This window comes from Pseudomonas sp. UTLPPB19802 (assembly GCF_059730225.1).
In genome coordinates, this window is sequence record NZ_AP048545.1 from 1,495,926 (window position 1) to 1,508,318 (window position 12,393).

Sequence of the window (12,393 nt, forward strand, 5' to 3'; positions counted from 1 at the left end):
CGGTAATGCCCGCTCTCTGCTCCGCCAGGAGGAAAGGCCTTGAAAGACCTACTGAATTTGCTGAAAAACCAGGGTCAAGTCGAAGAGTTCGACGCCATCCGTATCGGATTGGCCTCGCCTGAGATGATCCGTTCGTGGTCGTTCGGTGAAGTTAAAAAGCCGGAAACCATCAACTACCGTACGTTCAAGCCTGAGCGTGACGGCCTGTTCTGCGCCAAGATCTTTGGCCCGGTCAAGGATTACGAGTGCCTGTGCGGTAAGTACAAGCGCTTGAAGCACCGTGGTGTGATCTGCGAGAAGTGCGGCGTTGAAGTCGCCCTGGCCAAGGTTCGTCGTGAGCGCATGGCGCACATCGAACTGGCTTCGCCGGTTGCCCACATCTGGTTCCTGAAGTCCCTGCCGTCCCGTATCGGCCTGCTGATGGACATGACCCTGCGTGATATCGAACGCGTTCTCTACTTCGAGAGCTATGTCGTTATCGACCCAGGCATGACCACCCTGGAAAAAGGCCAGCTGCTGAACGACGAGCAGTACTTCGAAGCCCTCGAAGAGTTCGGTGACGACTTCGACGCCCGCATGGGTGCCGAGGCTGTCCGCGAACTGCTGCACGCGATCGACCTGGAGCACGAGATTGGCCGTCTGCGCGAAGAGATTCCGCAAACCAACTCGGAAACCAAGATCAAGAAGCTGTCCAAGCGCCTGAAGTTGATGGAAGCCTTCCAGGGTTCCGGCAACCTGCCTGAGTGGATGGTGTTGACCGTTCTGCCGGTTCTGCCGCCAGACCTGCGTCCACTGGTTCCACTGGATGGCGGTCGTTTCGCGACTTCCGATCTCAACGACCTGTATCGTCGAGTGATCAACCGTAACAACCGTCTCAAGCGCCTGCTGGATCTGTCCGCGCCTGACATCATCGTGCGCAACGAAAAGCGCATGCTGCAGGAAGCCGTTGACGCCCTGCTGGACAACGGTCGTCGCGGTCGCGCCATCACCGGTTCGAACAAGCGTCCTCTGAAATCCCTGGCCGACATGATCAAGGGTAAGCAAGGTCGTTTCCGTCAGAACCTGCTCGGTAAGCGCGTTGACTACTCCGGTCGTTCGGTAATTACCGTAGGCCCGACCCTGCGTCTGCACCAGTGCGGTCTGCCGAAGAAAATGGCTCTCGAGCTGTTCAAGCCGTTCATTTTCGGCAAGCTGGAAATGCGTGGTCTGGCGACCACCATCAAGGCTGCCAAGAAGATGGTCGAGCGCGAGCTGCCCGAGGTGTGGGACGTTCTCGCCGAAGTGATTCGCGAACACCCCGTACTGCTCAACCGTGCGCCGACCCTTCACCGTCTGGGTATCCAGGCCTTTGAACCGGTACTGATCGAAGGTAAGGCCATCCAGCTGCACCCTCTGGTCTGTGCTGCGTACAACGCCGACTTCGACGGTGACCAGATGGCCGTGCACGTGCCGCTGACGCTGGAAGCCCAGCTGGAAGCGCGCGCGCTGATGATGTCGACCAACAACATCCTGTCGCCAGCCAACGGTGAGCCGATCATCGTTCCGTCGCAGGACGTGGTTCTGGGTCTGTACTACATGACCCGTGAAGCGATCAACGCCAAGGGCGAAGGTCGTGTGTTCGCCGACCTGCAGGAAGTCGACCGCGTATTCCGCGCCGGCGAAGCCGCGCTGCACGCCAAGATCAAGGTTCGTATCAGCGAAACTGTCAACGACCGTGATGGCGGCAGTGTCCAGAACACCCGTATCGTCGACACCACTGTCGGCCGTGCGCTGCTGTTCCAGGTGGTTCCAAAGGGCCTGTCGTTCGACGTCGTCAACCTGCCGATGAAGAAGAAAGCGATCTCCAAACTGATCAACCAGTGCTACCGCGTGGTTGGTCTGAAAGAGACCGTGATCTTCGCTGACCAGTTGATGTACACCGGTTTTGCCTACTCGACCATCTCCGGCGTTTCCATCGGTGTTAACGACTTCGTTATCCCTGACGAGAAAGCCCGCATCATCGGTGCTGCCACCGACGAAGTGAAAGAGATCGAGAGCCAGTACGCGTCCGGCCTGGTAACCCAGGGCGAGAAGTACAACAAGGTCATCGACTTGTGGTCCAAGGCGAACGACGAAGTTTCCAAGGCGATGATGGCAAACCTCTCGAAAGAGAAGGTTGTCGATCGTCACGGTGAAACCGTCGACCAGGAATCCTTCAACTCGATGTACATGATGGCTGACTCGGGTGCGCGGGGTTCCGCAGCACAGATTCGTCAGCTGGCTGGTATGCGTGGCCTGATGGCCAAGCCGGACGGTTCCATCATCGAAACGCCGATCACTGCGAACTTCCGTGAAGGTTTGAGCGTACTCCAGTACTTCATCTCCACTCACGGTGCTCGTAAGGGTCTTGCGGATACCGCGTTGAAAACCGCCAACTCCGGTTACCTGACTCGTCGTCTGGTAGACGTGGCACAAGACCTGGTGGTGACCGAGATCGATTGCGGCACCGAGCACGGCCTGCTGATGACTCCGCACATTGAGGGCGGTGACGTCGTAGAGCCGCTGGGTGAGCGCGTGTTGGGTCGTGTTATCGCCCGTGACGTATTCAAGCCGGGTACCGAGGACGTCATCGTTCCTGCTGGCACCCTGGTTGACGAGAAGTGGGTCGAGTTCATCGAGCTGAACAGCATCGACGAAGTGATCGTGCGTTCGCCGATCAGTTGCGAAACCCGTTATGGCATCTGCGCCAAGTGCTACGGTCGCGACCTGGCTCGTGGTCACCAGGTGAACATCGGTGAAGCGGTCGGCGTTATCGCTGCCCAGTCCATCGGTGAGCCGGGTACCCAGCTGACCATGCGTACGTTCCACATCGGTGGTGCGGCGAGCCGGACCTCGGCTGCCGACAGCGTCCAGGTGAAAAACGGCGGTACCGTTCGTCTGCACAACCTGAAGCACGTTGAGCGTGTCGACGGTCACCTGGTTGCGGTATCCCGTTCCGGTGAGCTGGCGATTGCCGACGACTTCGGTCGTGAGCGCGAGCGCTACAAGCTGCCGTACGGTGCGGTGATCTCGGTGAAGGAAGGCGACAAGGTCGACGCTGGCGCTATCGTGGCCAAGTGGGACCCGCACACTCACCCGATCGTTACCGAAATGAAAGGTACCGTGACCTACGTGGGCATGGAAGAAGGCATCACGATCAAGCGTCAGACCGACGAATTGACCGGTATGACCAACATCGAAGTCCTCGACGTCAAGGATCGTCCAGCTGCTGGCAAGGACATTCGTCCTGCGGTGAAGATGGTCGACGACAACGGCAAGGATCTGTTGCTGCCAGGTACTGACGTAATCGCTCAGTACTTCCTGCCAGCCAACGCCCTGGTCGGTGTGGCCGACGGTGCGCGGATCGCGATCGGTGATGTTATCGCGCGTATCCCGCAGGAAACTTCGAAGACCCGCGACATCACCGGTGGTCTGCCGCGTGTTGCCGACCTGTTCGAGGCCCGTCGTCCGAAAGAGGCGTCGATCCTGGCTGAGGTCAGCGGTACCATCGCGTTCGGTAAAGAGACCAAGGGCAAGCGCCGTCTGGTCATTACCCCGAACGATGGTAGCGATCCGTACGAGGAGCTGATTCCGAAGTGGCGCCACCTGAACGTCTTCGAAGGTGAACAGGTAAACCGCGGCGAAGTTATCTCCGACGGTCCAAGCGATCCGCACGATATCCTGCGTCTGCTGGGTGTCAGCGCGCTGGCCAAGTACATCGTCAACGAGATCCAGGACGTTTACCGTCTGCAGGGCGTGAAGATCAACGATAAGCACATCGAGACCATCCTGCGTCAGATGCTGCGTAAAGTTGAGATCAGTGAGTCGGGTGATTCCAGCTTCATCAAGGGCGACCAGATGGAGTTGACTCAGGTTCTCGTGGAAAACGAGCGCCTGGCGACGGAAGACAAGTTCGTCTCCAAGTTCACTCGCGTGCTGCTGGGTATCACCAAGGCGTCGTTGTCGACCGAGTCGTTCATTTCCGCGGCTTCCTTCCAGGAAACTACCCGCGTACTGACCGAAGCGGCCGTAACCGGCAAGCGCGACTACCTGCGCGGCCTGAAAGAAAACGTGGTCGTGGGTCGCCTGATCCCGGCTGGTACCGGTCTGGCCTACCACAGCGAGCGCAAGCGTCGCCGTGAACTGGACAAACCGCTGCGCGTAAGCGCCAGTGAAGTGGAAGCTGCACTGACCGAAGCGCTGAACTCAAGCGGTAACTGAGTTCGACGGTAGTAGTAGAGTGAGGCCCTGGTAGCTTTTTCCCGCTCACCGCGACATCTTTTGTCGCGATGAGTGGGAGGGGGAGGCCGGGGCCTCGTCTTGACTGGGGACAAGATCCTCTTTAGACTCTTGTACCCCTAAATTTGGCGGGGATCCGTTCCTGCCATTTTGCTTTCTTGAGACAATAGCGTCGCAAGACAACAGTGGAGCTAGTAGATGGCAACTATCAACCAGCTGGTACGTCAGCCGCGTAAGCGTATCGTCGAGAAATCCGACGTTCCTGCGCTGCAGAACTGCCCGCAACGTCGTGGCGTGTGCACCCGTGTGTACACCACTACGCCGAAAAAACCTAACTCGGCACTGCGTAAAGTATGCCGTGTGCGCCTGACCAACGGTTTCGAGGTTTCCTCGTACATCGGTGGTGAAGGTCACAACCTGCAAGAACACAGCGTGGTTCTGATTCGTGGCGGTCGTGTAAAAGACTTGCCAGGTGTTCGTTACCACACCGTTCGCGGCTCTCTGGATACTTCGGGCGTTAAAGGCCGTAACCAGGGTCGTTCGAAATACGGTACCAAGCGTCCGAAGTAATCGGTCGTTTGCAGTTTTTAATTTTATTGAGTCGATAAGAGTAAGGTCGGGCATGAACACCCTTGGGTGTGTTGTCCCGAGCTAACCTGAAGACCGTTTGAGGGCTTATCATGCCAAGACGTCGCGTAGCAGCCAAACGTGAGATTCTCGACGATCCTAAGTACGGATCGCAGATTCTCGCCAAGTTCATGAACCACGTAATGGAAAGCGGCAAGAAGGCCGTTGCCGAGCGTATCGTTTACGGTGCTCTGGATACCGTAAAGGCACGCAAGGCCGGTACCGATCCCCTGGAACTCTTCGAAAAAGCACTCGACGCCATCGCTCCGCTGGTCGAAGTGAAGTCGCGCCGCGTTGGTGGTGCTACTTACCAGGTTCCGGTAGAAGTTCGTCCTTCGCGCCGTAATGCTCTGGCAATGCGTTGGTTGGTAGACTTCGCCCGCAAGCGCGGCGAGAAGTCCATGGCTCTGCGTTTGGCTGGCGAACTGTTGGACGCCGCCGAAGGCAAAGGTGCTGCAGTTAAGAAGCGTGAAGACGTGCACCGTATGGCTGAAGCCAACAAGGCTTTCTCGCACTACCGCTTCTAATTTTAGCGTCACTAATTTTGCGAGGGCTTTATGGCTCGTACTACAGCAATCAACCGCTACCGTAACATTGGTATCTGTGCCCACGTTGATGCGGGCAAGACCACCACTACCGAGCGGATCCTGTTCTACACAGGTCTCAGCCACAAGATGGGTGAGGTTCACGACGGCGCTGCTACCACCGACTGGATGGTGCAGGAGCAGGAGCGGGGTATTACCATTACCTCCGCTGCCGTAACCACTTTCTGGAAAGGTTCGCGCGGTCAATACGATAACTATCGTGTGAACGTGATCGACACCCCCGGCCACGTTGACTTCACCATCGAAGTAGAGCGCTCGCTGCGCGTACTTGACGGCGCTGTCGTTGTGTTCTGTGGTACTTCCGGTGTTGAGCCTCAGTCCGAAACCGTATGGCGTCAGGCCAACAAGTACGGCGTTCCACGTGTTGTCTACGTGAACAAGATGGATCGCGCTGGTGCCAACTTCCTGCGCGTTGTCGGTCAGATCAAGAACCGCCTGGGTCACACCCCGGTTCCTGTTCAACTGGCGATCGGTTCTGAAGACAACTTCCAGGGTCAGGTTGACCTGATCAAGATGAAAGCCATCTACTGGAACGATGACGATAAAGGCACCACCTATCGCGAGGAAGAGATTCCTGCCGATATGGTCGAGCTGGCCAATGAGTGGCGCAACAACATGGTTGAGGCTGCTGCCGAAGCCAACGAAGAGCTGATGAACAAGTACCTTGAAGAAGGTGACTTGTCGGCTGAAGAGATCAAGGCTGGTCTGCGCGCCCGTACTCTGGCGAGCGAGATCGTTCCTGCTGTCTGCGGCTCTTCGTTCAAGAACAAGGGTGTTCCCCTGGTTCTCGACGCCGTTATCGACTTCCTGCCTGCTCCTACCGAGATCCCTGCGATCAAAGGTATTCATCCGGATCTCATCGAGAAGCCGAAGGATGAGCTGGTCGAGGCCGACTACGACGAGCGTCATGCGGACGATGCTGAACCGTTCTCGGCTCTGGCGTTCAAGATCGCTACCGACCCGTTCGTTGGTACGCTGACTTTCGTGCGTGTCTACTCTGGCTTCCTGAGCTCTGGCGACTCCGTCATCAACTCGGTCAAGGGCAAGAAAGAGCGCGTTGGTCGTATGGTGCAGATGCACGCGAACCAGCGTGAAGAGATCAAGGAAGTACGTGCAGGTGACATCGCTGCTCTGATCGGCATGAAGGACGTCACCACTGGTGACACCCTGTGCGATCTGGAAAAGCAGATCATCCTTGAGCGTATGGATTTCCCTGAGCCTGTAATTTCGGTAGCGGTAGAGCCGAAAACCAAGCAGGACCAGGAGAAGATGGGTATCGCACTGGGCAAGCTGGCTCAGGAAGACCCGTCGTTCCGCGTCAAGACCGACGAAGAGACTGGTCAGACCATCATCTCCGGTATGGGTGAGCTGCACCTGGACATCCTCGTTGACCGCATGAAGCGCGAGTTCAACGTCGAGGCCAACATCGGCAAGCCGCAGGTTTCGTACCGCGAGAAAATCAGCAAGAGCAACGTCGAGATCGAAGGCAAGTTCGTTCGTCAGTCCGGCGGTCGCGGTCAGTTCGGTCACTGCTGGATCCGTTTCTCGGAGCCGGATGTTGACGCGAATGGCAACATCACCGAAGGTCTGGTCTTCACGAACGAAGTTGTTGGTGGTGTGGTTCCTAAGGAATACATCCCGGCTATCCAGAAGGGTATCGAAGAGCAGATGAAGAACGGCGTTGTTGCCGGCTATCCGCTGATCGGCCTGAAGGCTACCGTGTTTGATGGTTCCTACCACGACGTCGACTCCAACGAGATGGCGTTCAAGGTAGCGGCTTCCATGGCGACCAAGCAGCTGGCCCAGAAGGGCGGCGGTGTTGTGCTTGAGCCGATCATGAAGGTTGAAGTGGTAACCCCAGAGGACTACATGGGTGACGTGATGGGTGACCTGAACCGTCGTCGTGGTCTGATCCAGGGTATGGATGACTCGGTCTCCGGCAAGGTTATCCGTGCTGAAGTTCCGCTGGGTGAAATGTTCGGTTATGCGACCGATGTTCGCTCCATGTCCCAGGGTCGCGCGAGCTACTCCATGGAGTTTTCCAAGTACGCCGAAGCTCCGTCGAACATCGTCGAAGCTCTCGTTAAAAAACAAGGCTAATCCAGCCCTTTAGGCAAGGAGTTAATTGTCGTGGCTAAAGAAAAATTTGATCGTTCCCTACCTCACGTCAACGTCGGCACCATCGGTCACGTTGACCACGGTAAAACCACTCTGACCGCTGCTCTGACTCGCGTTTGCTCCGAAGTTTTCGGTTCCGCAGTCGTTGAGTTCGACAAGATCGACAGCGCTCCAGAAGAAAAAGCTCGCGGTATCACCATCAACACCGCGCACGTTGAGTACAACTCGAACATTCGTCACTACGCTCACGTTGACTGCCCAGGTCACGCTGACTACGTGAAGAACATGATCACTGGTGCTGCCCAGATGGACGGCGCGATCCTGGTTTGCTCGGCTGCTGATGGTCCGATGCCGCAAACTCGTGAGCACATCCTGCTGTCCCGTCAGGTAGGCGTTCCGTACATCGTGGTCTTCCTGAACAAGGCTGACCTGGTAGATGACGCTGAGCTGCTGGAACTGGTCGAGATGGAAGTTCGCGACCTGCTGAGCACCTACGACTTCCCAGGTGATGACACTCCAATCATCATCGGTTCGGCTCGTATGGCGCTGGAAGGCAAAGACGACAACGAAATGGGCACTACCGCTGTCAAGAAGCTGGTAGAGACTCTGGACAGCTACATCCCAGAGCCAGAGCGTGCTATCGACAAGCCGTTCCTGATGCCAATCGAAGACGTGTTCTCGATCTCCGGTCGCGGTACCGTAGTAACTGGCCGTATCGAGCGTGGTATCGTCAAGGTTCAAGACGCGCTGGAAATCGTTGGTCTGCGTGACACCACCACCACCACCTGCACCGGTGTTGAAATGTTCCGCAAACTGCTCGACGAAGGTCGTGCTGGCGAGAACTGCGGCGTTCTGCTGCGTGGTACCAAGCGTGACGACGTTGAGCGTGGCCAGGTTCTGGTCAAGCCAGGTTCGGTCAAGCCGCACACCAAGTTCACCGCAGAAGTCTACGTTCTGAGCAAGGAAGAAGGCGGCCGTCATACTCCGTTCTTCAAAGGCTACCGTCCACAGTTCTACTTCCGTACTACTGACGTGACCGGTAACTGCGAACTGCCAGAAGGCGTTGAAATGGTAATGCCAGGTGACAACATCCAAATGGTTGTTACCCTGATCAAAACCATCGCGATGGAAGACGGTCTGCGTTTCGCAATCCGTGAAGGCGGCCGTACCGTTGGTGCTGGCGTCGTAGCTAAAATCATCGAGTAAGCCTCTTTTCTAGAGTCAGCTTGATGCTTTGAAAAAGCCCCCGCTCAGCGGGGGCTTTTTTATTGGGTTGACACCTATCTGGGGCGTCTATAGAATTGCGCCTCCTTTTAACGGGCGTATTGCGCCCGGTGGGAATAGCAGCCGGAGTCTGAAATCCAATGCAAAATCAGCAAATCCGTATCAGGTTGAAGGCCTTTGACCATCGCCTGATCGACCAATCCACCCAGGAAATCGTGGAAACCGCGAAACGTACTGGTGCTCAAGTGCGTGGTCCAATTCCACTGCCTACTCGCAAAGAGCGGTTCACCGTTCTGGTCTCCCCGCACGTCAACAAAGACGCGCGTGACCAGTACGAGATCCGCACTCACAAGCGCGTCCTGGACATCGTCCAGCCAACGGATAAAACCGTTGACGCTCTTATGAAGCTTGATCTTGCGGCAGGTGTGGAAGTGCAGATCAGCCTCGGCTAAGACTCAGGTCTTGGTCGTGTAACGCTCTGAAATGGGCGGCCATAGCGGGTGAAAGCCCCGTACACTCATGAGGTTTACAACATGACTATTGGTGTAGTCGGTCGTAAATGCGGTATGACCCGTATTTTCACCGAAGAAGGTGTCTCCATTCCGGTCACGGTCATCGAGATCGAACCGAATCGCGTCACCCAGTTCAAAACTGAAGAGACCGATGGCTACCGTGCAGTGCAAGTCACTGTCGGCGAGCGTCGCGCTTCGCGTGTTACAGCTGCTCAAGCTGGTCACTTCGCCAAGGCGAACGTTGCCGCTGGTCGCACCGTGCTGGAATTCCGCCTTGAAGAAGGCGAATACAAGGCCGGCGACCTGATCAACGCTGAAATCTTCGCTGCTGGTCAACTGGTTGATGTAACCGGTCAGTCCAAAGGTAAGGGTTTCGCCGGTACGATCAAGCGTTGGAATTTCCGCGGGCAAGATAACACCCACGGTAACTCCGTATCCCACCGCGTTCCAGGCTCTATCGGCCAGTGCCAGACTCCTGGTCGTGTATTCAAGGGCAAGAAAATGTCCGGTCATATGGGCGCAGAGCGCGTGACCGTGCAGTCCCTGGAAGTAGTGCGCGTGGACGCTGAACGCAATCTGTTGTTGGTCAAGGGCGCTGTTCCTGGCGCTACTGGCGGCAACGTGGTTGTACGTCCAGCAGCCAAGGCTCGCGGTTAAGGGGAAGCTGACATGCAATTAAATGTAAATGACGCTCAAGCGATCGAAGTTTCCGAACTGACATTTGGCGGCGAGTTCAACGAGACGCTGGTTCACCAAGCAGTCGTGGCCTACATGGCTGGCGGCCGTCAAGGTAGCAAGCAGCAGAAGACCCGTTCCGACGTTTCCGGTGGCGGCAAGCGCCCGTGGCGTCAGAAAGGTACTGGCCGTGCTCGTGCCGGTACTATCCGTAGCCCAATCTGGCGCGGCGGCGGTACCACTTTCGCAGCTCGTCCTCAGGATCACTCCCAGAAGCTGAACAAGAAGATGTACCGCGCAGCAATGCGTTCCATCCTTGCTGAGCTGGTGCGTACTGATCGTCTGGTTGTTGTTCAGGATTTCGCTGTTGAAACCCCGAAAACCAAAGACCTGCTGAGCAAACTGACTGGCATGAGTCTGACCGACGTTCTGATCGTGTCCGACGCTGTTGACCAGAACCTGTACCTGGCTGCTCGCAACCTGCCACACGTCGATGTTCGTGACGTGCAGGGTTCCGATCCGGTCAGTCTGATCGCATACGACAAGGTGTTGATCACCGTGTCGGCCGTGAAGAAATTCGAGGAGCTGCTGGGATGAACCAGGAACGCGTATTTAAAGTTCTGCTTGGCCCGCACGTTTCCGAGAAGGCTACGGTTCTGGCAGACAAGAAAGGCCAGTTCGTTTTCAAGGTTGCAACTGACGCAACCAAGCTGGAAATCAAGAAGGCCGTCGAAAGCCTGTTCAGCGTGAAAGTAGAGCGCGTGACTACCCTGAACGTTCTGGGTAAGAGCAAGCGTACCGCTCGCGGTCTGGGCAAGCGTAATGACTGGAAGAAGGCAGTTATTTCCCTTCAGCCAGGCCAAGATCTCGATTTCAGCAGCAGTGCTGAGTAAGGAAGGGGTGCATCATGGCAATCGTTAAATGCAAACCGACTTCCCCTGGCCGCCGTTTTGTGGTCAAGGTGGTCAACCAGGGGCTGCACAAAGGCGCTCCTCACGCACCGCTGCTCGAGAAAAAATCGAAGTCTGGTGGTCGTAACAACAATGGCCGTATCACTACACGTCACGTGGGTGGTGGTCATAAGCAGCATTATCGTCTGGTCGACTTCCGTCGCAACGACAAAGATGGCATCGCTGCCACTGTCGAGCGTATCGAATACGATCCAAACCGTACTGCTCACATCGCTCTGCTGCTGTACGCAGACGGCGAACGTCGCTACATCATCGCGCCTAAAGGCGTGAGTGCTGGCGACCAGCTGATCGCGGGTGCTCTGGCTCCAATCAAGCCAGGCAACTCCCTGCAGCTGCGCAACATCCCGGTGGGTTCGACCGTACACGGTATCGAACTGAAACCAGGCAAGGGTGCTCAGATCGCTCGTTCCGCTGGTGCTTCGGCTCAGCTGATCGCTCGTGAAGGCGTCTACGTTACCCTGCGTCTGCGTTCCGGTGAAATGCGTAAAGTGCTGTCGGAATGCCGTGCAACGCTTGGCGAAGTCTCGAACTCCGAGCACAGCCTGCGTTCCCTGGGTAAAGCCGGTGCCAAACGCTGGCGTGGCGTTCGCCCAACCGTTCGTGGTGTTGCCATGAACCCGGTTGACCACCCGCATGGTGGTGGTGAAGGTCGTACCTCCGGTGGTCGTCATCCGGTATCGCCGTGGGGCTTCCCGACTAAGGGCGCGAAGACTCGTGGTAATAAGCGTACCGACAAAATGATCGTCCGTCGTCGCAAGTAAATAGAGGGATACGACAGTGCCACGTTCTCTGAAAAAAGGTCCTTTTATCGATCTTCACCTACTGAAGAAGATCGAAGTGGCGGCGGAGAAGAACGATCGCAAACCAGTTAAGACCTGGTCGCGTCGTTCGATGATCCTGCCACAAATGGTCGGTCTGACCATCGCTGTGCATAACGGTCGTCAACATGTTCCAGTTCTCGTGAACGAAGACATGGTCGGTCACAAACTGGGCGAATTTGCCGGCACCCGTACCTATCGTGGTCATGTGGCCGACAAGAAAGCCAAGCGTTAAGGGGTTAGGAAATGGAAGTAGCCGCTAAGTTGTCGGGCGCTCGAATCTCCGCCCAGAAAGCCCGCTTGGTCGCCGACCAGATCCGCGGGAAGAAGGTGGGCGAAGCGCTCAACCTGCTGGCTTTCAGCAGTAAGAAAGCCGCCGAGATCATGAAAAAAGTGCTGGAGTCGGCCGTAGCCAACGCCGAGCATAACGAAGGCGCAGACGTTGATGACCTGAAGGTCAGCACTGTTTTCGTCAACGAAGGGCGTTCGCTGAAGCGCATCATGCCACGTGCCAAAGGCCGTGCTGATCGCATCGTCAAGCGGTCTTGCCATATCACTGTCAAGGTTGCTGACAAGTAACGGAGTC

The 12,393-nt window shown here is 56.6% G+C and carries 12 protein-coding genes; all 12 read left to right on the plus strand.

What is annotated here, in order from left to right:
• Nucleotides 1–39 precede the first annotated feature (39 nt).
• The 12 genes from rpoC (at nt 40) to rplV (ending at nt 12,386) form a co-directional block, all read left to right on the plus strand.
• Entirely contained in the window at nt 40–4,239 is a 4,200-nt protein-coding gene (rpoC, locus tag AC6I6U_RS06760; RefSeq protein ID WP_497881242.1) for a DNA-directed RNA polymerase subunit beta', read from the plus strand.
• Nucleotides 4,240–4,455: 216 nt separating this feature from the next.
• Nucleotides 4,456–4,827, plus strand: a complete 372-nt coding sequence (rpsL, locus tag AC6I6U_RS06765) for a 30S ribosomal protein S12 (protein ID WP_003186084.1) — start codon at nt 4,456–4,458, stop codon at nt 4,825–4,827.
• 110 nt (nt 4,828–4,937) lie between these two features.
• Nucleotides 4,938–5,411, plus strand: a complete 474-nt coding sequence (gene rpsG / locus AC6I6U_RS06770; RefSeq protein ID WP_007970418.1) for a 30S ribosomal protein S7 — start codon at nt 4,938–4,940, stop codon at nt 5,409–5,411.
• Nucleotides 5,412–5,441: 30 nt separating this feature from the next.
• Nucleotides 5,442–7,589 (plus strand): elongation factor G, encoded by a 2,148-nt coding sequence (gene fusA, locus AC6I6U_RS06775; RefSeq protein ID WP_497881243.1) that lies wholly within the window; start codon nt 5,442–5,444, stop codon nt 7,587–7,589.
• A 30-nt stretch (nt 7,590–7,619) separates the two neighbouring features.
• Nucleotides 7,620–8,813 (plus strand): elongation factor Tu, encoded by a 1,194-nt coding sequence (gene tuf, locus AC6I6U_RS06780; protein ID WP_010443956.1) that lies wholly within the window; start codon nt 7,620–7,622, stop codon nt 8,811–8,813.
• A 158-nt stretch (nt 8,814–8,971) separates the two neighbouring features.
• Complete coding sequence (rpsJ, locus tag AC6I6U_RS06785; protein WP_003186070.1) at nt 8,972–9,283, plus strand: 30S ribosomal protein S10; 312 nt, start codon at nt 8,972–8,974, stop codon at nt 9,281–9,283.
• Between the two features lie 81 nt (nt 9,284–9,364).
• Nucleotides 9,365–10,000 (plus strand): 50S ribosomal protein L3, encoded by a 636-nt coding sequence (gene rplC, locus AC6I6U_RS06790; protein ID WP_010443950.1) that lies wholly within the window; start codon nt 9,365–9,367, stop codon nt 9,998–10,000.
• A gap of 12 nt (nt 10,001–10,012) precedes the next feature.
• Nucleotides 10,013–10,615 carry a 50S ribosomal protein L4 gene (rplD, locus tag AC6I6U_RS06795; protein ID WP_010443949.1) on the plus strand — a complete coding sequence of 201 codons (603 nt, stop codon included), beginning with the start codon at nt 10,013–10,015 and terminating at the stop codon, nt 10,613–10,615.
• Nucleotides 10,612–10,911: a 50S ribosomal protein L23 gene (rplW, locus tag AC6I6U_RS06800; protein WP_002555488.1), complete on the plus strand. Its 300-nt coding sequence runs from the start codon at nt 10,612–10,614 to the stop codon at nt 10,909–10,911. The genes rplD and rplW overlap by 4 nt, the downstream gene beginning before the upstream one ends.
• A gap of 14 nt (nt 10,912–10,925) precedes the next feature.
• A complete protein-coding gene (gene rplB / locus AC6I6U_RS06805; protein ID WP_497881244.1) occupies nt 10,926–11,750 on the plus strand; it encodes a 50S ribosomal protein L2 in 825 nt (274 codons plus the stop codon).
• A 16-nt stretch (nt 11,751–11,766) separates the two neighbouring features.
• A complete protein-coding gene (rpsS, locus tag AC6I6U_RS06810) occupies nt 11,767–12,042 on the plus strand; it encodes a 30S ribosomal protein S19 (protein ID WP_002555486.1) in 276 nt (91 codons plus the stop codon).
• An 11-nt stretch (nt 12,043–12,053) separates the two neighbouring features.
• Nucleotides 12,054–12,386 (plus strand): 50S ribosomal protein L22, encoded by a 333-nt coding sequence (gene rplV, locus AC6I6U_RS06815; RefSeq protein ID WP_003103908.1) that lies wholly within the window; start codon nt 12,054–12,056, stop codon nt 12,384–12,386.
• The last annotated feature ends 7 nt before the right edge of the window (nt 12,387–12,393 follow it).

Excerpts from the sequence above, each read along its gene's own strand:
- rplB (WP_497881244.1), top strand. The coding sequence starts at position 10,926 with ATGGCAATCGTTAAATGCAAACCGACTTCCCCTGGCCGCCGTTTTGTG.
- rplV (WP_003103908.1), top strand. The coding sequence starts at position 12,054 with ATGGAAGTAGCCGCTAAGTTGTCGGGCGCTCGAATCTCCGCCCAGAAA.
- rpsL (WP_003186084.1), top strand. The coding sequence starts at position 4,456 with ATGGCAACTATCAACCAGCTGGTACGTCAGCCGCGTAAGCGTATCGTC.
- rplC (WP_010443950.1), top strand. The coding sequence starts at position 9,365 with ATGACTATTGGTGTAGTCGGTCGTAAATGCGGTATGACCCGTATTTTC.
- rpsG (WP_007970418.1), top strand. The coding sequence starts at position 4,938 with ATGCCAAGACGTCGCGTAGCAGCCAAACGTGAGATTCTCGACGATCCT.
- rpsJ (WP_003186070.1), top strand. The coding sequence starts at position 8,972 with ATGCAAAATCAGCAAATCCGTATCAGGTTGAAGGCCTTTGACCATCGC.
- rplD (WP_010443949.1), top strand. The coding sequence starts at position 10,013 with ATGCAATTAAATGTAAATGACGCTCAAGCGATCGAAGTTTCCGAACTG.
- rplW (WP_002555488.1), top strand. The coding sequence starts at position 10,612 with ATGAACCAGGAACGCGTATTTAAAGTTCTGCTTGGCCCGCACGTTTCC.
- fusA (WP_497881243.1), top strand. The coding sequence starts at position 5,442 with ATGGCTCGTACTACAGCAATCAACCGCTACCGTAACATTGGTATCTGT.